We start from the raw sequence: 23,594 nt of genomic DNA, 5'->3' as shown, positions 1-23,594 counted from the left end.
GTGTTTCCGTGCGTCGCAACGGATCCCTCGGCAGCCACCCTCCCAGAGTAGGGGACCAATGGCTCTGCCACCCGCCCGGTCCCCGTGCCCATACTTAATGCCACCAACGGGCGGACGCTGCCGGCCCCCGCGTGCGCAGGCCTGCTGCGTGCGCCGGCCTGCGAAACCGCTGGGAAGGATAAGGGACCATGAATCACAGCAAGGACGCTGCCGCCGAGGCAGAGGCACTCCAGGCGGTTGAGAGACATCATGCGCACATGCTCAAACACCTCAACGGCCTGGTGGCCCTCCTGGTGGAAGCCGTGGAGGCACGTGATGCTGCAGCTGAAGGTGCAGCGCAGGCCATTTTCCTGGACTGGTGCGACACCCAGCTCATCCCCCATGCCCTGGCCGAGGAGGGTCCCCTGTACGGCGGACCGCACGCCGCGCCCGAGGGAAAGCTCCTGGTGGAGGGGATGCTTGCCGAGCACCGCGTGATCGTCGATCTGGTGGAGGAGCTGCGCACCTCCACGGGACTTGCCGCCGCCGTGGCCGGCTCTGCCATCCAACGGTTGTTTGCCCTGCACCTGGACAAGGAAAACCGCCTCCTGATGCCCTTCATTGTCCAGTCCCCGGACATTTCCCTTGCTGAATCAGTGCAGGGGCTGCACGAATTGACCGGAGAAGCCGCGGGCCAGCACGGCGGAGCGCACGACGACGGCACGCACCATCGCCGATGACCCGGACTTACTGCCCGTCATCGCTTTTCCGTGCGTGGCTTCCTTTTTTTCGGTGTGCAGCTTCCTCCGGGGCGTGGACCACCAGGACCGGGCAGTGGGCGTGGCTGACGCACGCCGAACTCACCGAACCCAGCACCAGGCTGCCGTGACCGCGCCGCCCCACGATGAGGAGGGAGGCGTTCCGGCTCCCTTCAATCAACTGCTCGCTGGCTTTTCCCCGCACAACCCGTGGATGGACAAATGCGGGCAGTTCCGGGCCGAAAGCGTCCGCAAGGGCCTGCTCCAGTGACTGCCTGGCGGCGTATTCGAAGCCCTCAATGCCCACCACGAGGTACAGCCCATAGCCGGGAGGCACATCCCAGCAGGCCCAGGCTTCCACCGTTGCTCCGAGCGGCCCCGCCAATGACCCGGCTGCATGAAGGGCCGCTATCGAGGCGTCGGAACCGTCCACGCCTACTACAATCCTGGGGTGCCGCTCGGGGGCGTCCATGAGGCTCCGATCTCTTGGGTCTGCTCCCAGACTGTACAGGGTCCGGGCAGCGGGATAGGGCCGAAAGTCACCGGCCGGCCGGTGGCGCCGGGCCGTCGGGGGCAGCGGCCGGTGAACGGGGCGGTTGTATGATCAGGACTCCAGACTTTGGTCCCTTCCGGCAGGTCCGCGCGGAAGGAAGGATGGGACTAGGCCCCTGGCACGGGCTGCCGGCACAGCAGTGCGGGCATAGTCCTTAAGACAATTGGGAGCATAGGGTGCAAAGGCATGAGTCAGGCCCGGACGGGGCTGCAAATTCCCAGGAGCCGCTTCGCGTGTTCATTCTCGATGACCATGAGCTTGTCCGGCAGGGCCTGAAGGACCTGCTGGAGGGCGAGGGGTTCGAGGTGGTCGGGGAAAGCGGGTCAGCGGCGGAGGCGACGCGACGCATTCCGGCGCTGCAGCCGGACATCGCGATCCTGGACGGACGGCTCCCGGACGGCACCGGCATCGAGGTCTGCCGGGACGTGCGCTCGCTGGACCCGCGCCTGCACTGCCTGATCCTGACGAGCTACGACGACGAGCAGGCCATCCGCGGCGCCGTCCTGGCAGGAGCATCCGGGTACATCCTCAAGCAGATCAGGAGCGACGACCTCCTCGCCGGGATCAGGAAGGCTGCCGCCGGCGAGTCCCTATTTGAGCCCGGAGTCAGGGAGCGGATCATCGCCGGGCTTTCCAAGACCCAGACAGACCCCCGGCTGGAAGCGCTCAGCGCCCAGGAACAAAAGGTCCTGGCCCTGATCGGCCAGGGCATGACGAACCGCCAGATCGGCGAGGAGCTCTTCCTGGCCGAGAAGACAGTGAAGAACTACGTCTCATCCATCCTGGCGAAGCTGGGATTCGAGCGGAGGACACAGGCCGCCGTGTACGTCACGCGGAACACCCAGGACGGGCAGTAGCCGGTCCCCTGGACCCGCAGCTGCCGGTCAATGGCAGCAGTTCAGTGCGGGCCGGTTTCCGGTTCCGTCACAGGCGCTGGGCGGTCCACGTAATCCTGGTGCCCTCCCCCGGCGCGCTCCTGATGGTGCAGCTGCCACCGAGCATTTCCGCCCGGTGCCGCATATTGGCCAGCCCGCTCACGTGTGCGGGTTCGTCAAAACCGCACCCGTTGTCCTGGATCACCAGTTCAACCTGGCGCTGGGTGACGGACACGGCAACCCTGATCTCCTTGGCACCGGAGTGGCGGGCGGCGTTGCTCAGTCCTTCGGAAAGAACGGACAGCACATGGCCGGCAACGTTCTCCCGGACTGAGTCCACGGGACCGGCAAAGGCCACTTTCGGTTCCACGGCGTAGCTGCGGGAATTGTCCTGGACCACTCCCAGGATCCGGCTGGTCAGCGGTTCATGGTTTTCCTCGCCGGTCCGAAGGGAATAGATGGTGTCCCTCAGTTTCCGGATGGTGTCGTCCAGTTCGGACGTGACCGTGGCTATCCGTTCGTGCGCTATGGGGTCCAGGGTATAGCGGCGGAGGCTCTGGATACTCAGGCCGGAGGCGAAAAGCCGCTGGATGACAAGATCGTGCAGGTCACGGGCAATCCGCTCCCGGTCCGTGAACAGGAGGTTCTGTTCACGGAGCGCATGGACCCGTGCAAGGTCGAGTGCCAGCCCGATCCTGCTTCCGAAAATAGAGCTGGATTCCGCCTCGGCCTGGCTGTAGGCAGTCGATCCCTGCGGACGGGCGAGGAGTAGCACGCCGTTCTCGCTGTTGCTGTGGCCGATGGCGCACACCAGCACCGAGCCCAGCTTTTCCGCCACCTGGTCACCAAACACCTGCTGGGGATCACGCACCACGCGGGACTCCCCCGTCTCGATGACCCTTGAGACGGCATCGGAAGCGCCGATTTCCTGCCCCGCCTGCAGGCCCTGGACGCCCAGGGAGGACCTGCACCTCAAGGCACCGTCACCAGCCGGAACAGCAATCACGGCAAGCGCGGAGTCTGACACCCGCAGGGCGGTTTCGGCCACCAGGTCAAGGTTGTCCGAGTCTCCGGGATGCGGCGCCATGATCAGCCTGCTGCTCAGTTCCATCCCCGCCTCCAGCCATTTTTGGCGCCGCTTGCTGTCCTCGAACAGCCGGGCATTCTGGATGGCCACCCCGGCAGCGGCGGCCAGGGCCACGGCAAGGTCTTCATCCTCCGGCGTGAAGTCCTGCCCGCCGTCCTTTTCCGTCAGGTAGAGGTTTCCGAACACTTCGTCCCGGACACGGACCGGCACTCCAAGAAAGGTGTTCATCGGGGGATGGTTGGGAGGAAAGCCAGAGGCCATGGGGTGCTGGCCGAGGTCGTGGAGCCTCAACGGCCGCGGCTCCCGGATGAGGTGTCCCAGGACGCCGTGCCCCGTAGGCAGGTCACCAATGGACCGGATGTCCTCTTCGTCGACTCCGACGGTGATGAAGTGGCTCAGGCTGCGGTCCTCCGCGATCACCCCCATGGCGCCGTACTTCGCACCCACCAGTTCACACGCTGACCGGACAAGGCGGTCCAGCACGGCTTCCAGGCTCAGGTCCTGGGCAAGGGCAACGACGGCGGCAAGAAGGCCGTTCATTCGTTCCTGGGTTTGCAGAAGCTCATCTGCGCGGGCTACGAAGTCCCGGAGGAGGTCTTCGGCCCGTTCCTTCATGGGAGAGCTCCACGGCTCAGTGCTCATGTCCGACCTCCTGTGGAAAGTGCCTGCGTCGTTGCGGGCCCTCAGCGGTGTTGCACGCGTCCGGGAAGTGGTTCCCCCGGCAACGCCGCTTCTGCCTGAGTACGAAGCGACGTCCCGGCACCAGTCTAGGAGAGGAAGTCAAGGTCTGAAATGCCCCATTTTTGGAACGCCGGATTCCAGCTGCCGCCGGGACCGGCTGCAGCAGGACCTTCTTCCCTAGCCCGGCCCCGCTCCGCGGCCTAGGCTACGGCCATGGACACAGCCGCAACAGAACCGGAACCCGAAAACCTTGGAGTGCATGACTGCTGGAGATACCTGCGGTCAACGTCCGTGTGCCGGATGGCCTTTACCCGCGGCGACACGGTGGAGATCTTCCCCGTCAACTTCGTGCCCAGCAACGGCACCCTGCTCATCCGCACCGGCCCGGGAACGAAGATGGATGCAGTGGCCGGCCGCAAGGCAGTGTCCCTGGAGGCCGACGGGCTGAACCAGTACGGCACCATTGCGTGGAGCGTGGTGGTGAAGGGGCACGCTGCAGTCGTGGACGACACCGAGGACTTCCAGGATGCCTCCGACGCAGGTTTGTCTCCCTGGCAGGCAGGGGCCAAGGACAGCCTCATCCGGGTAACGCCCGAGGAAATCACCGGGAGGAGATTCGTTATCGCCCCGCCAACCCGGTGGTGGGCCCCGCAGGAACCGGCCGACAGGGCCTGAAGCCCTGCCCGGCATTAAGAACTGTCAGCACCAGCAGCACCACGGAAGGTCACCCATGGACGCACACAAGCCCGTCGCCGTCGGCATCTCCGACTCCGCCCCTTCCAGGACGGCCCTGCAGTGGGCAGCCGCCCGTGCCCGAAGGCAAAAGGTGCCGTTGGCCATCCTCCATGTCCTCGACGACCGCTGGATGGCAGGCGAAAGGATAGAAGCGCTCCCCTACATCGACGTCCTGCGCAAGTCGGCGATGGACATGCTGGAAGAAGCCGGAGAAACGGTGCGCAGCGCAGAACCTGACCTTCAGGTTTCGCTCGAACTGCTGGAAGGAAGCGTTGGGGCATCCCTTGGCAAGTACTCGGAAAACGCCTCGATGCTGGTCCTGGGCAGCAGCGGCCACTCCCGAGGTGCGCTGACCGACCGGGCCCTCCAGGCAGCAGCCACGGCCGAATCCCCGGTGGCCGTGGTCGGGGCAGGCCAGGGCGGCGGGCAGGGTGTGGTGGTGGGTGTAGACGGGTCGAGGGAGTCCACGCAGGCCGTGGCGTTCGCCGCGGCCGAGGCTGATGCGCTGGGTGAGGAACTCACCGTCCTGTACGCGTTCACCGGCCCCAACCGCTGGATCAAGGCGGGCCTGCCCTCCAGCAGCTTCGCCGGACATGTGGTGGAAGAGGAACAGGTTGTCCTGTCCGAGACTGTGGCGGGGCTCCGCCAGGACTACCCGGGCCTTGTGGTCCACGCAGTCCTGGAAACCGTTATGGAACCTGCAGACGCCCTGGTCCGCGCAGCCGCGAACGCCAGGATGCTGGTCCTGGGCAGCCGGGGCAGGGGAAGCTTTGGCAGGCTCCTGCTCGGATCAACGGCGCACGGCGTCCTGACGCAGCCTCCCTGCCCCACAGTCATCACCCGGCTGAAGAAGTCCCGGCATGACTCATGACGGGCGGGCTTTGCGCTCCACGTGATGTTTGAAGCAGGGGAAAGCACCGGGCGGCACGTGGACTCCGGCGGCCCGGCGGGACGGCCGGGGCTGGACGGACTCAGCTCCGCCGAGGTCCTGGCACGGACCAACGCGGGACGGATCAACAGCATCCCCGGGGCAACCACCCGCAGTGCGTGGGACATTGTCCGGGCGAACGTCCTGACCCTTTTCAACGCCATCGTGGCGGCCTGCTTCGTCCTGCTGCTGGTGCTGGACCAGTGGCGGGATGCACTCTTTGGCTTCTCGGCGCTGGGGAATTCCCTGATCGGAATCATCCAGGAATACCGCGCCAAGCAGTCCCTGGACAGGCTGGCCATTCTCCACGCGGCACAGAGCAGGGTCATCCGGGACGGCAGCCCCCGGCTGATCCCGGCGGAGGCCCTGGTTCCGGATGACATCGTCCTGCTCAGCGCCGGGGAACAGGTGGCCGCTGACGTGCGGCTCCTGGACGGCGGGTACGTGGAGGCGGATGAATCCTTTTTGACCGGTGAGTCGGCCCCGGTTCCCAAGCAACCGGGAGCAGTGCTCCTGTCCGGGTCACTGATCATGGCTGGCAACGGGCGGGCGGTGGTGGTCCGGGTGGGACCGGACACGTTCGCCTTCAAACTGACTGCCGAAGCCAGACGGTTCGCCCTGGTCACGTCCGAGATACGCTCCGGCCTGGACAAGGTGCTGCGGGTCATCACCTGGCTGCTGCTGCCGACTGCCGTCCTGGTCACCCACGCCCAGGTCCGGAACGCCGGCGGCTGGGAGGCCGCCCTCAGCTCCGGACAGTGGATACCTGCGGCGGTAGGCCTGGTGGCCAGCATCATGTCCATGATTCCCCTTGGCCTGGTCCTGCTCACCAGCGTAGCTTTTGCGGTGGGCGGGGTCAGGCTTGCCGGCCATATGGTCCTGGTCCAGGAGCTTGCGGCCGTTGAGGTCCTGGCGAGGGTGGATGTCCTGTGCCTGGACAAGACCGGGACCTTGTCCTCCGGCGCCATGACATTCGACGCCGTGCACGGCGCCGGTGTCCCGCCGGCCGAGGGGTGGCGGAAGGCCCTTGAGTGGTTCGGCGCCAACGAGGAAGCCAGTACCACCGCCAAATCCATCGGTGATGCTTTTCCCGCGGCCGATGTTCTGCCGGAGGCTTCCTCCGTGCCCTTCACCTCTGCCCTGAAATGGAGCTCGGTGACGTTCCCGCCAGGCTCGCCGGCCGCCGGAACCTGGGTCCTTGGGGCCCCGGATTTCGTACTGGAGGAATCGTCGTCCGGCGCCCCCGCCCGCCGGAGCGCCGCGGCGCTGGCCTCCAACGGCCTGCGGACGCTGGCGCTCGCCCACCTGCCCGGGCCCCTGCCGGTACCCGCGCAAGGCGGCCGCCTGCCCGCTGGACTTGTTCCCGTGGTGCTGCTGACCTTCCGCGAGGATATCCGCAAGGAGGCACCAGGGACCCTTGCCTACTTCCGGCAGCAGGGGGTTGCCTTGAAGATCATCTCCGGTGATGACCCCCGCACAGTGGCGGTCCTCGCGCGCGCGGTTGGCCTTGGACCGGGCGGGGCCTACGCCGCCAGGAAACTGCCCGCGGACCCGCTGCTGCTGGAGGAAACGGTGGAGAAGCATCACGTCTTCGGAAGCGTGACCCCTTCCCAGAAGAGGGACATGGTCCAGGCCCTGAAGCGGCGCGGACACACGGTGGCCATGACCGGCGACGGGGTCAACGACGTCCTGGCACTCAAGGAAGCCGATCTGGGCATTGCCATGGACACCGCGTCTCCGGCCACCAAGGCAGTAGCCCGCCTCGTCCTCCTGGACGGGCGCTTCGACAGGCTGCCGGCGGTTGTTGCCGAGGGCCGCAGGGCCATCAGCAACATCGAGCGGGTTTCCATGGTGTTCCTCAGCAAGACCGTCTACATCACGGTCATCTCGTTGACGTTTGCCCTGCTCCTCTGGCCCTTTCCGTACCTTCCGCGCCAGATGTCAGTCCTTGACGGCCTGACCATCGGCCTGCCGGCGTTCTTCCTGGCACTGCAACCCAGTGCGCAGCGTTATGAGCCCGGATTCCTGAAGCGCTCCCTGGCGTTCTCGGTGCCGGCCGGGGTGTGCGGTGCCCTCTGTGTGCTGGCTGTCAGCCTGTACGCCCGCTCCGCCGCGCCAGGCAGCGCCGAGGCCACGCAGTCTGCCGCCGTCATCACCCTGGCCCTGGTGACCTCCTGGATCCTCGTGACCGCATCCCGGCCCCTCACCTGGATGAAGACCCTCATCCTGGCCGGCATGTACGCCGGCCTGGCGCTCCTGTTCACCGTGCCACCGGCAAAGGAGTTCTTCCGGCTCGACTGGCCGCCCCCGGACCTCCTGGCCGTTTCGGTCACGGTGGCAGTGGGCGGCAGCCTCGTCATCGAAGCAATCCGGTACTTCCAGCGGCGCCTGGCCGGCCGCCCAGCGGACTGAAGACCATGGTGACTTTCGGCTCTGGGAGGAACAGCCAAACCCGGCCATTGTTGAAGGAGCCGGCGGAAGGAGGAAAAAATGCTCGCATGGTGGGTGGGCCAGCCCGGGCCCCTGCCCGGCCGTCCCCTGGTCAAGGGCATCCGCGACGACCCCAGGCCCGCGGCCAATGAGCTCCTGGTGGACGTGAGTGTCTGCGGAATCTGCCGGACCGACCTCCATCTGGCCGAAGGGGACCTCCAACCACGCCGTCCCGGGGTTGTCCCTGGCCACGAGGCGGTGGGCGTGGTGGTGGAAACGGGCACGGGTGCCCACCGCTTCGCGCCGGGCGACAGGGTAGGCGTAGCGTGGCTGGGCGGCGTCTGCGGGACGTGTGCGTACTGCCGCCGCGGGGACGAGAACCTCTGTACGGCGCCCGTCTTCACCGGCTGGGACAAGGACGGCGGCTACGCCCAGCAACTCACCGTCTCCCAGGACTTTGCCTACCTCATTCCGGAGGTGTTCACCGATGAGCAGGCAGCACCGCTGCTGTGCTCGGGCATCATTGGCTACCGTGCGCTGAAACGCGCCAACCTGCCGGCCGGGGGGCGCCTTGGCATCTACGGTTTCGGCAGTTCCGCCCACCTGACCGCGCAGATGGCGATGTACCAGGGGGCATCGGTCTTTGTTATGACCCGGTCGGAGGAGGCCCGTGCCCTTGCCCGGAACCTGGGAGCTGAATATGCCGGGGGCGCGTATGACAATCCACCGGTGCCCCTTGATTCCGCGATTCTTTTCGCCCCTGTGGGCGACCTGGTGCCCGCCGCGCTCGCAGCCCTGGACCGCGGCGGCACACTTGCGATTGCCGGTATCCACCTCACCGATATACCAGCCCTGAACTACGAGGCCCACCTGTTCTACGAGCGCCAGGTCCGCAGCGTCACAGCCAATACCCGCACTGACGGGCGTGAGTTCCTTGCGCTCGCGGCCCGGATTCCACTCACGCCAACCACCACCGCCTACCCGTTCGATGCCGCGGACACTGCCCTCGGCGATCTCGCCGCGGACAGGGTTACCGGTTCCGCCGTCCTGCGGGTCCGCCCCGAAAAAGCATGAAGCCGGGGTGGGACCTTGGACTCTGGAACAGCACCTGCAGAGGGCGGAAGGTGTTAATGCCGGGTGATGCGTCGGCCCGGCTCACAATGAGCAGGAGGCAACAATGACTGACCTGATGAAGTGGTTCGATTCCCGCCGCTCCCCTTTGGATGTGATCGAAAGACTCTTTGAAGGAGAGATGGGATCGTCCGCCATCCGGGTGGAGGAAATGGTGGACGGCAACACCCTTGTGGTGCGGGCGGAGCTGCCCGGAATCGACCCGGAAAAAGACGTGGACGTGACTGTGACCGACGGCGTCCTGTCCATCAAGGCCGAGCGGCAGGAGAAGACGGAACACAAGGACAAGGACAGCTACCGGTCCGAATTCCGCTACGGTTCTTTCGTCCGGCGGCTCCCCCTCCCCAGCGGGGTGCAGCAGGGTGACGTCACCGCTTCCTACAAGGACGGCGTCCTGGAAGTCCGCGCTCCCCTTCCGGACCAGCAAGAGGTGGCCTCGGCGTCGAAGATCCCGATCAGCAGGGGCTGACGGTTTGTGCCTGGTCCCCCGTGGGGCCAGGCACGGTCACGCCAGGCATACGTACCGCCAGCCACCCTCAGCCGAACAGGACTGCTGCTTCCCGGTACCGGGCCTCGGGAACCACCTTCAGGCTTCCGAGCGCAAGCTCAAGGCCCACGGTGACGATGTCCGTGCCGCGGAGGGACACCATGGTCCCCCATGAGCCATTGGCCGCCGCTTCGACGGCCGCCAGGCCCAGCCGCGTGGCAAGGACGCGGTCATAGGCCGTGGGCTCCCCACCGCGCTGGATGTGGCCCAGGACAGTGGCCCGGGTCTCTATCCCGGTGGCCTGCTGCAGCTGCTGCTCCAACAGCCGGCCGATGCCTCCAAGACGGGGCCGGCCAAAGGTATCGAGCCCACGGGGCGCATAGGGTGTTTCCTGCCCCTCGGGCACAAAAGCTTCGGCCACCACCACCAGGGGCGCCCGCCCGCGGTCCCGTGCTGACAGCACCCACGTGGCGATCTGGTCCAAGGACACCGGGTGCTCCGGGATGAGGATGGCATGGGCGCCCGAGGCCATCCCCGAGTGCAGTGCGATCCAGCCGGCGTTGCGGCCCATGACCTCCGCGATCATGCACCGGTGGTGCGACTCCCCCGTGGTCCTCAGCCTGTCAATGGCTTCAGTGGCTGTCTGGACCGCCGAATCAAACCCGAACGTGTAGTCCGTCGCACCAAGATCGTTATCGATCGTCTTGGGAACACCCACCACGTTGACGCCCTGGTCACACAGCGCCTTCGCCGCGGCAAGCGTCCCCTCGCCGCCTATGGCGATCAGGCCCATCAGGCCGTTGCGCCGCAGGCTTTCCCGCACCGCGCCGGTCCCGCCGCCCTCCAGCGGGTTGGTGCGGGAAGTTCCCAGGATGGTCCCGCCCAACCGGGATATGCCGCGGACGCTCCGCCGGGGCAAAGGAACCACATCCTGTTCCAGGACTCCCCGCCAGCCGTCGCGGAACCCCACGAATCCAAATCCATGGACAACCTCACCGCCCAGCACGGCTCCGCGGATCACTGCGTTGACGCCGGGGCAGTCCCCGCCGCTTGTCAGGATTCCGAGCTTCTTCATGACGCGGCCGGTCCCTCCACCTGCGTGGGCAGCCGGAATGTCCTGACCTGGCCGGCCGCCAAGGCAGTTTTCCTGCCGTTGACGCGCACGCTGATGGGTTCAGCGTCTCCTGCCGCCGAGGCAATCCTCATGCGCCCGTCCTTGAGTTCGACGTTCAGGTAATGTCCGCGGTACCGGACCCTGAAGGCTACGGACCGGAGGCCGGTGGGCAGGTTGGGCGCGAAGACGAGTGCGTCGCCGCTGAGCCTCAGTCCGGCGAAACTTCGCTGGATGACGTCGATGCTTCCAGCCATGGCCCCCAGGTGGATGCCCGTGCGCGTGGTGCCGTGCTGGGTATCGTCGAGGTCGGCGTCGAGCGCTTCCCGGAAGCTGTCCCAGGCACGGTCGGCGTCCAGGGCGGCGAGCACGGAAGCGTGGGCAACCCGGCTCAAAGTGGACCCGTGGGCGGTCCGCGCGAGGTAATACTCGATGGTCCGGTTCAACAGGTCCCGCGTGAACACGTATCCCAGTTCCTGGAGCAGGGCTATCACACCTTCATGGCCCAGCAGGTAGGGCAGCATCAGGACATCGGCCTGCTTGGCAAGCTTGTACCGGTTGGTCTGATCTCCCTCGGCTTCCAGGATGAGGTCCAGCCGCTCGATGCTGTCATAGGATTCCCGGTACCGTTCCCAGTCGAGTTCCTCGAGGTCCTCGTAACCTGCAAACTGGCTGATGACGCCGTCCGTGTGGAACGGGATGAACATGGCCTTGCCCACCTGCTCCCAGCCCGCCGCTTCCTCATCGGTGATGTGGAGCCTCTCCATCAGGCCGGCGAGTTCGTTGCCGTGGAGGATGCCGGTGATCTCCGCAGCCCGGAGGCAGACCCAGGCAGCCATGGCGTTGGTGTAGGCGTTGTCGTCCAGCCCGGGATCCGTGCTGCCCGGGTATCCCGTGTGGTACTCATCGGGTCCGACGACGCCGCGGATGTGGTACCGCCCGGTGTCCTGGCTGAACCCGGCCCGCGAGGCGAAGAACCGCGCAACGTCGATCACCAGCTCGGCGCCCTTCCGAAGGAGCCAGGCTTTGTCGCTGGTGGCCTGGAAATACTGCCAGACGTTGAAGGCCACGGCCAGCCCGGAGTGCAGCTGCATATGCGAGTGGTCCTTCACCCACCTGCCGGATCTGTCGTTGTAGAGCCACTTGGGGGTTTCTTCCGTACCGTCGCTCCCGCTTTGCCAGGGAAACTGCGCGCCGGAGAAGCCCTGGACCGCTGCCGCGTGGCGGGCTGCCGGAAGCCTCCGCCACCGGTATTCGATGAGGGAGCGGGCCACATCCGGCGTCCTGGTGGTCAGGAGCGGCAGGACAAACAATTCGTCCCAGAAGACATGCCCGCGGTACCCCTCGCCGTGGAGGCCCCGGGCGGTGACCCCGGCGTCGAGTTCCGCCGTATGGCGTGTGAGGGTCTGCAGCAGATGGAAAATGTGGAGGTTGAGGACCAGGCGCACCTGCACCGGCGCCTCGATGTCCACCAGGAACGGATGCAGCTCATGCCGCCAGGCGTCCTGGTGTGCGGTCAGGAGGGCGTCGATGTCCCCGCCGGCACGGGCCAACACGGCAACCGCGGCTGCAGCCGGGGAGGCGATCGCCCGGTCGCGGGATGTCGCCACCGCCACGGTCTTGCTGATTCTTGCTGCAGCTCCGTCAGCGAGGGCCACCTCGAAGATCCGGAAGTGGAACGGGCCGATGCTGCCGGGCTTCCCTGCGCCTGTCCCGCCAGAGCCCGATCCGCGGCTGCCCGCTCCGCCGGCGCCGGCTCCCCCGGACACACTCGTGCGGAATGCCACGGCTACCCGGATCAGGCTCTGGGTGGTCTCCGCCTCAACCACGGAAACGTCGTCCGGAGCAGGCTGCCTGAAGCTGCCGCCGTCCATGGTCCGGTCAACAAGGTGAACCCTCGGGCTGGCGGCCGGTTCGGGGACGTTCGAGTTGGTGACGCCCGTAGTGACGCCGCTGCGCACTTCCACGGCACCGCTCCAGCCCAAGGGCGTTACCTTCGTTTCCATACCCAGCAGGTGGGGCTCAGCCATGGACACGAACCTGGTCTGCACGACCTCCATCCGCCGCTTGTCCCCGGCTTCCAGCAGGAGCCGCCGTTCCAGAACCGCCCGCTGGAGATCCAGGGTGCGGCGCTCGCGGACAACCGCCAGGCCTCCTTCCGACCACCACTGCCCGTCCGCCAGCCGCAGATCCAGGGGAAGGCAGTCAGGCGCGTTCACCATGTGTTCTTCCACGAGCACCTCGCCGGCGACTTCGGCCGCCAGGCGGTTGAAGACTCCAGCCAGGTACATGCCGGCATACCGGATGCTTCCGCCGCCCTCCGGGGAGGCGCCCCGCACAGCCAGGTAGCCATTGCCAAGGGTGGTGAGCGCTTCCCGGTGGCCCTCGTGCCCGGCATCGAAGCCCTCATAGACAAGCTGCCAGGGATCGCCAAGGACGAGTCCCAGGTCCAGTTCACGGACGTCATTGAGGACTGTGCCGGCACCGGCGGCCTCGAGTTCCCGCCGGGTTCCGCTGCGGTCGATGCCCACCACCAGGCCGAACCCGCCCCGGTGCGCTGCGAGGACCCCTGCCACCGAGTCCTCGATGACCACGGAGTGGGACGGCGATACCCCAAGGCGGAACGCGGCCGCCAGGAAGACGTCGGGGGCGGGCTTCCCCCGCAGGCCCAGGTTGGCTGCAGCAGTCCCGTCCAGGATGACGCCGAAAAGATCCGGAATGCCGGCTGCATCAAGGACCGAGGACGCATTGCGGCTGGACGTGACCACTCCGGTGGGGACCCCGGCGTCGGAAAGCCTTTGCAGCAGTTGCACCGTGCCCGGATAGCTCTGGACACCGTCCCGCCTGAGCCGCTCCTGGAAGAGCCGGTTCTTCAGGGCACCAAGGCCGAACGCTGTCCAGGTGCCGGGCTCGTCACCGTCCGATCCCTTGTCGACCTTGACCCCCCTTGATGCAAGGAACTTCAGTACGCCTTCCTCCCTGGGAAGGCCGTCGATGTAGGTGCGGTAGTCAGCTTTGGAAAGGGGTGAACGGTCGGCGGTGTCCGGCACCCTGGGGTCCTGCAGGATCTGTTCGAAGGCCTCCCGCCAAGCTGCCTGATGGACCAGGGCCGTATTGGTCACCACCCCGTCCAGATCAAAAATGACGGCGTCAAAGGGCGGCCTCGCAGCTGCGGCAGTGGGTGATGGCGCGGTCATATGACAGGGATACCAGCAGGCCGTCCGCGGTTGACAGTGCCGTTAGGCCTGTCTGGCCAGCCGCTGCTCGGCTGCGGCAATGGCGGGCAGGGTCTTCACATAGGTGTCCGGGTTCAGCGAGATGGAATCTATGCCGCGGCCGATCAGGAATTCGGCAAGATCCGGGTGGTTGCTGGGCCCCTGCCCGCAGATTCCGATCTTGATGCCTGCGGCATGCGCCTTGTCGATGGCCTGGGCAATCATCGCGCTGACGGCAGGGTCCCTTTCATCGAACAGCCCGGCAAGCTGTTCGGAATCGCGGTCCACCCCCAGCACCAGTTGGGTCAGGTCGTTGGAGCCGATGGAGAACCCGTCGAAGCGTTCGGCGAACTGTTCGGCCAGGACCACGTTCGAGGGTATTTCGCACATCATGTAGAGCTGCAGCCCGGCACTGCCCCGCACCAGTCCCTGGCCGGCCATGGCTTCGATGACCAGGTCCGCCTCCCGGACGGTCCGGCAGAACGGGACCATAACGATGATGTTGGCGAAGCCCACTTCTTCGCGGACCCGCTTGAGGGCTTTGCATTCGAGGGCGAAGCCTTCCCGGTAGTGATCGCTGTAGTAGCGCGAGGCTCCGCGGAAGCCCAGCATGGGGTTCTCCTCCGGACGCTCAAAGAACCCGCCGCCGATCAGGTGGCTGTACTCGTTGCTCTTGAAGTCGCTGAGCCGGACGATCACCGGTTTGGGGTGGAAAGGCGCCGCAATTTTGGCGATTCCGGTGGCCAGCACGTCAACAAAGTACTCCGTGGGGTCGCTGTAGCCGCTGGTGAGCTTCCGGATGAGCGCGGCTTCCTCCGGGTCTGTGACTTTTTCAGGGTGGACCAGTGCCATGGGATGGATGCGGATGAGGTTGTTGATGATGAACTCCATCCTCGCCAGGCCCACTCCCGCCGCCGGCAGCCGCCACCATTTGAAGGCTGCGGCAGGACTGCCAATGTTCACCATCACGTCAGTGCGGGTGGCGGGAAGGGCCTTGAGGTCCACTTCTTCCACGCTGAACTCCAGCAGCCCCTCGTAGACGCGCCCTTCCTCGCCTTCGGCGCAGGACAGGGTGATGGGGGCGCCGTCAGGCACGGCTTCCGTTGCGTTCCGGGTTCCGACGACGGCGGGCACGCCGAGTTCCCGGCTGACGATCGCTGCGTGGCTGGTTGGGCCGCCGTGGTCGGTCACGATGCCGGCTGCCCGCTTCATGACCGGGACCCAGTCCGGGTCCGTCATCCTGGTCACCAGCACGGAACCGTCCACGAAGGATTCGATGTCTTTTGCGTCCCGGATGACGCAGGCCCGCCCGCCGGCGATGGCATCCCCAATGGCCGCCCCCGCGGTCAGCAGCCGCCCCTGCTGCCGGAGGTGGTACGTCCGGAACGACGTACTGCTGCGCTGGGCCTGCACCGTTTCCGGCCTGGCCTGCACCATGAACAGTTCGCCCGTCACGCCGTCTTTGGCCCACTCCATGTCCATGGGCCGCCCGTAATGGTCTTCCACGGCCTTGGCCCAGCGCGCCAGCAGGACCACTTCGTCGTCGGACAGCACAAGGGTTTCCTGCTCCCGTTCGGTGGTCTCCACCATCCGGGTCCGCGCATTGCCGCCCTGGCTGTAGATCATCTTCCGTTCCTTGGCACCCCGCTCCCTTTCGATCACGGGGCGGAAGCGCCCGTCGGCGAGCAGCGGCTTGAACACCTGGTATTTGTCCGGATTGATGGTCCCCTGGACAACGGTCTCCCCGAGGCCCCACGCCGCGCTGATGAGCACGGCATCGGGAAAGCCGGACTCGGTGTCGATGGAGAACATGACCCCGGAGGCGCCGAGGTCCGAGCGGACCATGCGCTGGACGCCCACGGACAGGGCCACGTCGAGGTGGTCGTAGCCCTTCATTTCGCGGTAGCTGATGGCGCGGTCAGTAAAGAGGGAGGCATAGCAGTTCCGGCACGCTTCGAGGACGGCGCGCTCCCCGGCCACGTTGAGGAATGTCTCCTGCTGGCCAGCGAAACTGGCGTCCGGCAGGTCCTCGGCCGTGGCGCTGCTGCGGACTGCGACGGACACCTCATGCTGGCCCGCCCGGCGGGAAAGGAGCCGGTATCGCTCCTGGATCGCCTCGCCGATGCTGTCCGGGAACGTTGCTGACAGGAACAGCTCCCGGATTGCCGCGCCCGCCTGGCGCAGCGTTGCGCGTCCGGCCCGGTACTCCTCGATGTACGTCCTGATGCGCGGCTCCAGGGCATTCGAAGCCAGGAAGGCGCGGTAGGCGCCGGCGGTGGTGGCAAACCCGTCGGGAACCCTCACACCGGCGGACTGCAGGGAGCGGCTCAACTCGCCCAGCGACGCGTTTTTTCCCCCAACGGACGCGATGTCCCCGATCCCCGTGTCCTCGAACCACTTGACGTGGACATCGGCCGAGGACGTTGCGGGAGCAGTCATGCCTTGATTCTGGGCCGTGCCCGAAACGCCCGGCAGAGTCTTTGGTCCTAAGCAGCCGCATGTCCAGGTCAAGGTACAGGACCACAGTCCGGGGTCACCGGGCGCTGCGGCCCCTGAAGCCCTTATAGGCCCAGTCCGCTGCCAGGACCGCCGGTACCGCCAGGGCGGCCACGAGCAATCCGGCCGCCGGCGGCGGGGCCTGGCCCAGCAGGGCGGCGAGCTGCGGCAGGTACAGGCAGGCTGCGAGCACGGCCAGTTCAGCCAGGACGGCCCACGCCAGGAGCCTGTTCGAGCCCCACCCCAGCCTCCACGGCGGCACGGTGGCACTCCGGCAGGCGTAGGCGTTGGCCAGCTGGCCCAGGACCACCGCGGTGAAGGCAGCCCCCGACGCGGCCATGAGGAGCCCGGGATCAGGGGGCTCGCCCCGAACCCAGCCGCCGCCGAAGAGCACAACGGAGAACGCGGCCATTTCAACAAGGGCCTCCACCGGGCCCAGCACGCAGAAGACCCGTACCATCAGCTGCCGGTCCATCAGGTGCCGGCGCTCCGGCGGCCGGGACAGCACCCGTTTGCCTGGCGGCTCGGCACCCAGGGCCAGGGCAGGCAGCAGGTCGGTTCCGATGTCCAGGGCAAGGATCTGCAGGACGCCCAGCGCAAGCGGGAACTGGCCGCCGGAGAGGGCCCAGACCACGAAGGGGGTCAGCTCCGCCACGTTGTCGGTGAGGTGGTAGGTCAGGAACCGGTGGATGTTCGAGTAGGTGGCCCTGCCCTGCTCGATAGCTGCCACGATCGTCGCGAAGTGGTCATCAAGGAGCACCAGGTCGGCCGCTTCGCGCGCAACGTCTGTGCCGCTCAATCCCATGGCCACCCCGATGTCGGCCTCACGGAGGGCCGGCCCGTCGTTGACGCCGTCCCCCGTCATGGCCACCACATGGCCCCGGGACTGCAGGGCTTTGGCAACCCGGAGCTTCTGCTCCGGGGATACCCTGCTCACCACTACCCCGTCCCGGTCCAGGAGCGCCCCCAGCAGCTGCTCATCGTCGGGAAGGTCCGATCCCTCCAGGACGAATTCCGGTGCCCCCATCAGCCCGATCTCCCGGGCAATTGCCGCTGCGGTCGCAGGATGGTCGCCGGTGATCATGGCCAGTTTGAGCCCTGCCGTCCGGGCAGTCCGGATCACGTCGCCCACGTCCGGCCGCGGCGGATCATGGAGCCCGATCAGTCCCAGCAGCTCCATGCCGCGTTCGATGTCCCCGGAGGGGCGCGACTCCCAGTCGGCGGACGGTCCATTGAGCCGCCTCCGCGCCACGGCGATAACACGGAGTCCGCGGGAGGCCATCAGCTGGACCTGGTCAGCCACCGGCCCGTCGACGTCGCTGCACAGCGGAAGGACGGCCTCGGGGGCGCCCTTGCAGAAAAGGTCGTGTCCTACGATCGCCGACTCCCGCCGTCGTGAAGGATCAAAGGCGAAGCGGCGCGAAGGCGCCATGCGGGCACCCGCCACTCCCAGGCGCCGCGCCAGCACGTCGATGGCGGCTTCCATGGGGTCCCCCGAGGCCCGCCATTGCCCCTCATGCAGTTCGGCCCGTCCCTGGGAGGCGGCGAGCGCTGCGAGCGCAGTTTCCGCGGCTCTCTCCTGCCCGTCCCCCTGGACGGTACCCTCCGGGTTGTACCCCTCGCCCGCTATGTGGACCGACCCGCCGGACGTGAAGACTTCGACGGCGTTCATCCGGTTCTGGGTGAGGGTTCCGGTCTTGTCAGTGCAGATGAAGGTGGTGGAACCGAGGGTTTCCACGGCTTCGAGGTTGCGGACCAGTGCGTTGCGGGAAGCCATGCGCTGCGCCCCCATTGCCAGCGACAGCGTCACGGTGGGCAGCAGGCCCTCGGGGACAAGCGCGACGGCGACGCCGATGGCGAACAGGAAGGAATCGCGCCATTCGATCCCCACCAGCAGGGATATCAGGAAGAACAGCGCGGCGATGGCCAGGGCAACTGATGCCACCACCCGGACAATCCGGCGCAGTTCCAGGGACAGCGGCGTGGGCGGGGGTACCGCGCCGCTGGTGAGGGCGGAGATCCCGGCCAGTCGCGTCCGGGCACCGGTGGCCGTGACAGTGGCCTCGGCATCGCCGTTCGCCAGGAACGTCCCGGCCCAGGCGGAGTCACCGGGCGTCTTTGGCACCGGATCGCTTTCGCCTGTCAGCATCGACTCGTCCACGGCGCAGGCTTGCGCCGTGGCCAGGACGACGTCCGCGGGGATGCGGTCACCGGCTGCCAGCAGCACGGCGTCGGACACCACCAGTTCGTTGGCGTGGACCTTGCGGACGTGTCCGTCCCGCCGCACCATGACGTCAGCCGGCAGCAACCCTCGCAGCCTGGCCGCGGCGTGCTGGGCCCGTTCCTGCTGGATGTGGGCAAAGACTCCGTTGACAAGGACGACGACGATGATCGCCACGCCCAGTTGCGGCAGGTCGGCGAGGAAGGCCAGGGCTGCCGCGCACCACAGCATGAGGGCAAAGAAGTGCGTCAGCTCCCCCCAGAGTTTCCGCCACTGCGGTACGGGCTTCTCGGCGGGGAGGATGTTCGGCCCTGCCTGCTTCAGGAGTTCCGCAGCCTGATCCGAGGTCAGGCCCGCCGCCGTCATGGCAGGTCATCCGCCTCCTGGCCCACCAGGAGCACCGGGCACACCGAATGCGCTGCGCAGGCCTTGCTGACCGAGCCCATGGACGTGCCGAGGAATCCGCCCTCACCGTGCCGGCCGACAACCAGCAGCTGCGCCCGCCGGCTCTCTTCCACGAGGACTTTGCCGGGCGGCCCGAACTTGACGGTCACGTCGATGTCCTGGGGCCGGTCCCCGGTGAAGGCCCTTCCCAGGGCGTCCTCCACCAGGCGGCTGGCGGTTTCCTCGAGCCTTGCCGTCAAGGGGTGCTCGGCGTTTTCAAGGTGGGCCACCACCAGGTAATCGGGCATGCCGATGCAAGTGATGACCTCCAGCCGCGCACCCAGTCGCGCGGCGAGGGTTCCGGCGTACCGCAGGGCGGCGGAGGAATATTCGGAGCCGTCGACGCCCACGATGACAGGCTTGGACACTGTTTCTGCGTTCATACCCACCACATTCGCCATTGCTGGCCGAGTGCGGAAGGGCCGAAGGTCATGCCGGGGCCTGCCGGATCAGGCCCCGGCCGGAGGGTTTCGGCGGCCGGGCACCGTGCAGGGCCCTCAGCCCGTTCAGGATCGTGGCAAGGTCCACGAGTTCCTGCAGGAGGGCGCCGGTAACCGCTGGGATGTAGCCCGTCATGGCCACGGCCATCAGGCCGATGCTCAGGCCTATGCCTGTCCAGATGCTCACCAGGGCCACCGCTACGGTGCGCTTCCCGATTTCAACCGCCACGGCTACCTTGGACAGGTCGTCGAGCATGATCACGACGTCCGCCGACTCACTCGCGGCGGTGGCACCCTTTGCCCCCATGGCGATGCCGACGTCCGCGGCCGCCAGGACGGGGGCGTCATTGACGCCGTCGCCCACCATGATGACGGGGCGCTCCCGGACGGCGGCCACCGCGTTGACCTTGTCCTCCGGCAGGCAGTCAGCCTGCACATGCCGGATGCCGGCTTCCTCGGCGATGTGCGCCGCAGTTCCGTGGGCGTCGCCGGTCAGCAACATGGTGTGCCGGACCCCCAGCCGGTGCAGCCGGGCGAGGGTCTCTCCTGCGTCGGTGCGCAGCGGGTCTTTCATGATCAGGGCCCCGGCATAGTTCCCGTTGACGGCGACGTAGATGGCCAGTTGGCCGCTCTGCAGGGCAGCTTCCCGGAAGCCCGCGGATGAGTTCCGGACCAGCCCTGCCTTGCCCACCACCACAGTGTCCCCGCCGCAGACGGCCTCCACGCCCTGGGTGGCGTGTTCTGTGGCCCGGGTGACGGGGAGGAGCTCAAGGTTGCGCCTGGCGGCGGCTTCGATGACCGAGGCCGCCAGGACATGCGAGGAGTACTGCTCGGCTGAGGCGGCGAGCTGCAGGATCCTCACGGCGTCCACCGCAGCGCCTGCTCCTGTTCCCTGGTCCTGTGCAACCTGGACCGTGTCCAGGACGGGGCGCCCTGAGGTCAGGGTTCCGGTCTTGTCGAAGACCGCGGTCCTGGCTTTGGCCAGCTGCTCCAGGGTCCCGGTGTTCTTGATGATGATGCCCCTGTGGGCTGCCTGGCTGGTGCCGGCGAGGAACGCCACGGGCGCGGCGATCAGGAGCGGGCAGGGTGTGGCCACCACCAGGACCTGGGCGATGCGCACGGGATCCCCGGACAGGGCCCAGGCAGTCCCGGCCATGAGGATCGCCAGCGCGGTGAAGGGAACGGCGTACCGGTCGGCCAGGCGGACCACCGGGGCCCGGCTGGACGCTGCTTCCTCCACCAGGGCGATGATGCGGCTGTACTGTGAATCCGTGGCTGTGGCGGCCGCCCGCATCCTGATGGCCGTCTCGCCGTTGACGGAGCCGCTGAGCAGGAGGTCCCCCCGGACCCGCTCCACGGGCAGGCTCTCCCCTGTCAGCGACGACTCATCCAGGCTCGCGGCCTGGGACAGGAGCTCACCGTCCACGGGGACCAGCTCGGAGGGGCGCACCACCAGAACGTCGCCGGGAACAACCTCGCCCACGGGTGTTTCCTCCAGGACTGATCCTGCAGCCTCCCGGTGGGCGAAACGGGGCGCCCTGTCCAGCAGGGACCTGAGTTCGCGTGCTGCCCGTCCCTGGGCGAAGCTTTCGAGCGCCTCACCGCCGGACAGCATGAGGATCACCACGAGGGCAGCGAGGTATTCACCCACCCACACGGTGCTGGCAATCGCCATCAGGGCCAGGACGTCAATCCCCCAGCGGCCCTCGCGGAGCGAACGGAACATCGCCACCGCACGGATGACGGCGACGACGGCGGCATAGGCGGACGCGCCGAGCCGGGCGGGCTCTTCCAGTCCGGACTGCAGCAGTATCCCGGTGGCGGCGAGCATCAGGCACGTCAGCGCCACCAGGGGGTACTGGCGGACAAGCGCGGAGGCCCGGCCCGGGAGCGACGTGCCGGGCTCTTCGGGACCGGCCTCCAGCTGCGGCGGGACGGGGGTGCCGGGCGGGGCTGCCGGCTTTCCCTCAGGCAAGGCCCGCCCGCGTCGGATTATCCAGATGGCTCCACCAGGTCAGCGGGGAGGTGACGGTGAAGCGCCGGCCGCTTACCGCCGTCGGAATGATCCGCACGAAATGGTCCTTGGGGCCTGCCTGCCAGGGGAACAGGGTGAGGCCGGCACCGGCCATCAGCTCCGGTGAGGGCTCGAGGACCTCGGCGTGGCCTTTCACAACGACGCTCCAGGCGGTTCGTTTGTCCTGGTCAGTGCCGTCCGCTTCAAGCGCGACGGCGGTGGGCTGGGCGGCGGCGTGGAGCTTCGTCCCTTCTCCGGTGCGGAAGACCACCGAGCCATGGTCCACCTTGTAGTTCACGGGAAAGATCTCCGGATGGCCGTCCACCAGGACAGCCAAGTGGCCCACCGAAACCCCGCGCAGGAGATCCCAGCAGTCGTTGGTGCCCAGGACGTCCACGCTGGATGCGGCGTCCCGTTCCGGTGAGTTATTGCGCATACAGCTGAAAATACTGCCGCCAGGCCGGGCACGCTAGGGCATTTAGGCCCAGCCGTCCGCATCCGGCGACAAGGGGCTTCCCCGGGCAGGTCAAAGGTCTTTGGGCCCTGTTGGGCAGCATTGGCCACACCATAGGATCTGGGCATGACCGACAAGAACATGGTGCCCGAAGCTGAAATCCTCAACGCGGACGAATGCTGGAAACTACTGGAACACACGAGTGTTGGACGGCTCGGCGTCGTGGTGGACGGCGAACCGGACGTCTTCCCGGTGAGCTTCAAAGTCGACGGTGAGGGCCTTGTCTTCCGGACTGGCAGCGGAACAAAGCTGCAGGCCATTGAAGCGAACTCGATGGTTGCCCTGGAGGCGGACAGCGTGAGCGCCGAATTCGGACTGGCCTGGAGTGTGGTGGTCAAGGGCAAGGCTGTCCAGGACGACGCAGCGGGTCCAGCCCTGAATGAGCCACGCCGGGGGCTCTTTCCCTGGCAGGGCGTTGGCCAGGACCACCTCATCCGGATTGTTCCGCAGTCGGTGACGGGCCGCAGGTTCACTTTGTCAGCCACCGGCACCTGGCAAACCCCGCTGAACGAGGCCACCCGCGCAGGGCTCGAATAACCGCCGCCGTTCCGGTGGACGGCGGCGAACCCTGGACCGTTGACCGCTTCTTTGAGGGTTCCGGCACTGCCCGGGACATCTACGAGGCGGCAGAACGCATGGCGTCCGCCATCGGCCCCATGACGGTCCGCGTGTCCAGGAGCCAGGTCTCGTTCCGCCGCCGGAGAGGCTTTGCATACCTTTGGCGCCCTGGAATGTACGTCAGGTCCGTTGTTCCCCTTGTCCTGTCGCTGGCGCTTCCCTATGAGATCGGCTCACCCCGCTTCAAGGAGACAGCGCACCCTGCCCCCGGCATCTGGATGCATCACCTTGAACTTATGGACAGCAGCCAGCTCGACGGCGAGGTGGAGCAATGGTTGCGCCAGGCGTATGAGGCTGCAGGCTGAGTGCGGCGCGGGACTCTCCGCCCGGCTGGTCGGACGCTTTAGAGTCCTAAGGCCCTGTCAGGCCCGGTGCCGGCAGCGCACGCTGGAGATATGAATGACTCTGGCGCCCACCCCAGGAAAGTCCACCTCGCTGAGCAGCCGGTCGCCGTCGTCCGTGAACGCGTCCGGATGGACGCACTGACGGATTTCTTCGGCCGGGCCTTTGGGACGGTCATGGCAGCAGCGCAGCAGCAGGGCGTGGCCCTTGCCGGCCCTCCCTTTGCGCTTTACCGTGGCAAGCCCGGCGAGAGCGTTGACGTGGAAGCGGGCTTTCCCGTGGCCGGGAACTTCACGGACGCGGACGGAGTGGCCGGCGGGACGCTGCCGGAAGCTGACGCCTTCGAGGCCCTGCACACCGGGCCCTATGACACCCTGGAAAACACCTACAACGCGGTCCTTGGCCGGATGCAGGCGGAAGGCCTCACCCCGGGGGACATCATGTGGGAGTACTACCTGAGCGACCCCGAAACGGAACCCGACCCCGCAAAGTGGCAGACACGGGTCATCTGGCCCGTCGCGTGACTGCCCGGGCC

At 67.1% G+C, this 23,594-nt stretch carries 19 protein-coding genes; 10 read left to right on the top strand and 9 right to left on the bottom strand.

Annotated elements, in window-relative coordinates; translation table 11 throughout:
* Positions 1-188 precede the first annotated feature (188 nt).
* Positions 189-719, top strand: a complete 531-nt coding sequence (locus NFU08_RS14215; protein WP_251424206.1) for a hemerythrin domain-containing protein — start codon at positions 189-191, stop codon at positions 717-719.
* A 7-nt stretch (positions 720-726) separates the two neighbouring features.
* On the opposite strand, the gene NFU08_RS14210 is transcribed toward NFU08_RS14215, so the two are convergent.
* Positions 727-1,209, bottom strand: a complete 483-nt coding sequence (locus NFU08_RS14210; RefSeq protein ID WP_174180305.1) for a universal stress protein — start codon at positions 1,207-1,209, stop codon at positions 727-729.
* A gap of 314 nt (positions 1,210-1,523) precedes the next feature.
* Here NFU08_RS14210 and NFU08_RS14205 point away from each other — a divergent pair, with 314 nt between their 5' ends.
* On the top strand, positions 1,524-2,147 hold the full coding sequence (locus NFU08_RS14205; protein WP_174180304.1) for a response regulator transcription factor: 624 nt from the start codon (positions 1,524-1,526) through the stop codon (positions 2,145-2,147).
* Positions 2,148-2,214: 67 nt separating this feature from the next.
* On the opposite strand, the gene NFU08_RS14200 is transcribed toward NFU08_RS14205, so the two are convergent.
* Positions 2,215-3,894: a GAF domain-containing sensor histidine kinase gene (locus NFU08_RS14200; protein WP_251424204.1), complete on the bottom strand. Its 1,680-nt coding sequence runs from the start codon at positions 3,892-3,894 to the stop codon at positions 2,215-2,217.
* Positions 3,895-4,146: 252 nt separating this feature from the next.
* Here NFU08_RS14200 and NFU08_RS14195 point away from each other — a divergent pair, with 252 nt between their 5' ends.
* The 5 genes from NFU08_RS14195 (at position 4,147) to NFU08_RS14175 (ending at position 9,626) form a co-directional block, all read left to right on the top strand.
* A complete protein-coding gene (locus NFU08_RS14195) occupies positions 4,147-4,608 on the top strand; it encodes a pyridoxamine 5'-phosphate oxidase family protein (protein WP_174180302.1) in 462 nt (153 codons plus the stop codon).
* A 55-nt stretch (positions 4,609-4,663) separates the two neighbouring features.
* The gene (locus tag NFU08_RS14190) at positions 4,664-5,539 is read left to right on the top strand and encodes a universal stress protein (RefSeq protein ID WP_251424201.1); all 876 of its coding nucleotides are present in this window, start codon (positions 4,664-4,666) and stop codon (positions 5,537-5,539) included.
* A gap of 24 nt (positions 5,540-5,563) precedes the next feature.
* A complete protein-coding gene (locus NFU08_RS14185; RefSeq protein ID WP_251424199.1) occupies positions 5,564-8,008 on the top strand; it encodes an HAD-IC family P-type ATPase in 2,445 nt (814 codons plus the stop codon).
* 78 nt (positions 8,009-8,086) lie between these two features.
* Complete coding sequence (locus NFU08_RS14180; RefSeq protein ID WP_251424197.1) at positions 8,087-9,100, top strand: zinc-dependent alcohol dehydrogenase family protein; 1,014 nt, start codon at positions 8,087-8,089, stop codon at positions 9,098-9,100.
* 103 nt (positions 9,101-9,203) lie between these two features.
* Positions 9,204-9,626: an Hsp20/alpha crystallin family protein gene (locus NFU08_RS14175; protein ID WP_251424195.1), complete on the top strand. Its 423-nt coding sequence runs from the start codon at positions 9,204-9,206 to the stop codon at positions 9,624-9,626.
* A 67-nt stretch (positions 9,627-9,693) separates the two neighbouring features.
* On the opposite strand, the gene NFU08_RS14170 is transcribed toward NFU08_RS14175, so the two are convergent.
* From NFU08_RS14170 to NFU08_RS14140, 7 genes are all read right to left on the bottom strand, one after another.
* Entirely contained in the window at positions 9,694-10,719 is a 1,026-nt protein-coding gene (locus NFU08_RS14170) for an ATP-dependent 6-phosphofructokinase (RefSeq protein WP_251424193.1), read from the bottom strand.
* A complete protein-coding gene (locus tag NFU08_RS14165) occupies positions 10,716-13,952 on the bottom strand; it encodes an HAD-IA family hydrolase (protein WP_251424191.1) in 3,237 nt (1,078 codons plus the stop codon). The genes NFU08_RS14170 and NFU08_RS14165 overlap by 4 nt, the downstream gene beginning before the upstream one ends.
* Positions 13,953-13,994: 42 nt before the next feature.
* On the bottom strand, positions 13,995-16,409 hold the full coding sequence (gene ppsA, locus NFU08_RS14160) for a phosphoenolpyruvate synthase (RefSeq protein ID WP_251424189.1): 2,415 nt from the start codon (positions 16,407-16,409) through the stop codon (positions 13,995-13,997).
* 94 nt (positions 16,410-16,503) lie between these two features.
* Positions 16,504-19,053, bottom strand: coding sequence for a cation-transporting P-type ATPase (locus tag NFU08_RS14155; protein ID WP_251424188.1), 2,550 nt, complete (start codon positions 19,051-19,053; stop codon positions 16,504-16,506).
* Positions 19,050-19,514 carry a universal stress protein gene (locus NFU08_RS14150; RefSeq protein ID WP_174180287.1) on the bottom strand — a complete coding sequence of 155 codons (465 nt, stop codon included), beginning with the start codon at positions 19,512-19,514 and terminating at the stop codon, positions 19,050-19,052. Before NFU08_RS14150 ends, NFU08_RS14155 begins: the two co-directional genes overlap by 4 nt.
* 46 nt (positions 19,515-19,560) lie before the next feature.
* Positions 19,561-21,402 (bottom strand): heavy metal translocating P-type ATPase, encoded by a 1,842-nt coding sequence (locus NFU08_RS14145; protein WP_251424216.1) that lies wholly within the window; start codon positions 21,400-21,402, stop codon positions 19,561-19,563.
* 136 nt (positions 21,403-21,538) lie between these two features.
* On the bottom strand, positions 21,539-22,021 hold the full coding sequence (locus NFU08_RS14140; protein WP_251424186.1) for a pyridoxamine 5'-phosphate oxidase family protein: 483 nt from the start codon (positions 22,019-22,021) through the stop codon (positions 21,539-21,541).
* 144 nt (positions 22,022-22,165) lie between these two features.
* Between NFU08_RS14140 and NFU08_RS14135 the strand changes: the two genes are divergently transcribed.
* From NFU08_RS14135 to NFU08_RS14125, 3 genes are all read left to right on the top strand, one after another.
* Positions 22,166-22,636, top strand: a complete 471-nt coding sequence (locus NFU08_RS14135; RefSeq protein WP_251424184.1) for a pyridoxamine 5'-phosphate oxidase family protein — start codon at positions 22,166-22,168, stop codon at positions 22,634-22,636.
* A 14-nt stretch (positions 22,637-22,650) separates the two neighbouring features.
* Positions 22,651-23,022: a DUF5655 domain-containing protein gene (locus tag NFU08_RS14130; protein ID WP_251424182.1), complete on the top strand. Its 372-nt coding sequence runs from the start codon at positions 22,651-22,653 to the stop codon at positions 23,020-23,022.
* A gap of 90 nt (positions 23,023-23,112) precedes the next feature.
* Positions 23,113-23,583 carry a GyrI-like domain-containing protein gene (locus tag NFU08_RS14125; protein ID WP_251424181.1) on the top strand — a complete coding sequence of 157 codons (471 nt, stop codon included), beginning with the start codon at positions 23,113-23,115 and terminating at the stop codon, positions 23,581-23,583.
* The last annotated feature ends 11 nt before the right edge of the window (positions 23,584-23,594 follow it).

The sequence above is a fragment of the Pseudarthrobacter sp. NCCP-2145 genome (genome assembly GCF_023708005.1).
Taxonomy (GTDB): Bacteria; Actinomycetota; Actinomycetes; order Actinomycetales; family Micrococcaceae; genus Arthrobacter; species Arthrobacter oxydans.
This window is presented reverse-complemented; position numbering and strand designations above follow the sequence as displayed.

Coding starts and splice junctions, on each gene's coding strand:
- NFU08_RS14215 (WP_251424206.1), top strand. CDS start 189: ATGAATCACAGCAAGGACGCTGCCGCCGAGGCAGAGGCACTCCAGGCG.
- NFU08_RS14210 (WP_174180305.1), bottom strand. CDS start 1,209: ATGGACGCCCCCGAGCGGCACCCCAGGATTGTAGTAGGCGTGGACGGT.
- NFU08_RS14200 (WP_251424204.1), bottom strand. CDS start 3,894: ATGAGCACTGAGCCGTGGAGCTCTCCCATGAAGGAACGGGCCGAAGAC.
- NFU08_RS14195 (WP_174180302.1), top strand. CDS start 4,147: ATGGACACAGCCGCAACAGAACCGGAACCCGAAAACCTTGGAGTGCAT.
- NFU08_RS14190 (WP_251424201.1), top strand. CDS start 4,664: ATGGACGCACACAAGCCCGTCGCCGTCGGCATCTCCGACTCCGCCCCT.
- NFU08_RS14185 (WP_251424199.1), top strand. CDS start 5,564: ATGTTTGAAGCAGGGGAAAGCACCGGGCGGCACGTGGACTCCGGCGGC.
- NFU08_RS14180 (WP_251424197.1), top strand. CDS start 8,087: ATGCTCGCATGGTGGGTGGGCCAGCCCGGGCCCCTGCCCGGCCGTCCC.
- NFU08_RS14175 (WP_251424195.1), top strand. CDS start 9,204: ATGACTGACCTGATGAAGTGGTTCGATTCCCGCCGCTCCCCTTTGGAT.
- NFU08_RS14170 (WP_251424193.1), bottom strand. CDS start 10,719: ATGAAGAAGCTCGGAATCCTGACAAGCGGCGGGGACTGCCCCGGCGTC.
- NFU08_RS14165 (WP_251424191.1), bottom strand. CDS start 13,952: ATGACCGCGCCATCACCCACTGCCGCAGCTGCGAGGCCGCCCTTTGAC.
- ppsA (WP_251424189.1), bottom strand. CDS start 16,409: ATGACTGCTCCCGCAACGTCCTCGGCCGATGTCCACGTCAAGTGGTTC.
- NFU08_RS14155 (WP_251424188.1), bottom strand. CDS start 19,053: ATGACGGCGGCGGGCCTGACCTCGGATCAGGCTGCGGAACTCCTGAAG.
- NFU08_RS14150 (WP_174180287.1), bottom strand. CDS start 19,514: ATGAACGCAGAAACAGTGTCCAAGCCTGTCATCGTGGGCGTCGACGGC.
- NFU08_RS14145 (WP_251424216.1), bottom strand. CDS start 21,402: ATGCTCGCCGCCACCGGGATACTGCTGCAGTCCGGACTGGAAGAGCCC.
- NFU08_RS14140 (WP_251424186.1), bottom strand. CDS start 22,021: ATGCGCAATAACTCACCGGAACGGGACGCCGCATCCAGCGTGGACGTC.
- NFU08_RS14135 (WP_251424184.1), top strand. CDS start 22,166: ATGACCGACAAGAACATGGTGCCCGAAGCTGAAATCCTCAACGCGGAC.
- NFU08_RS14125 (WP_251424181.1), top strand. CDS start 23,113: ATGAATGACTCTGGCGCCCACCCCAGGAAAGTCCACCTCGCTGAGCAG.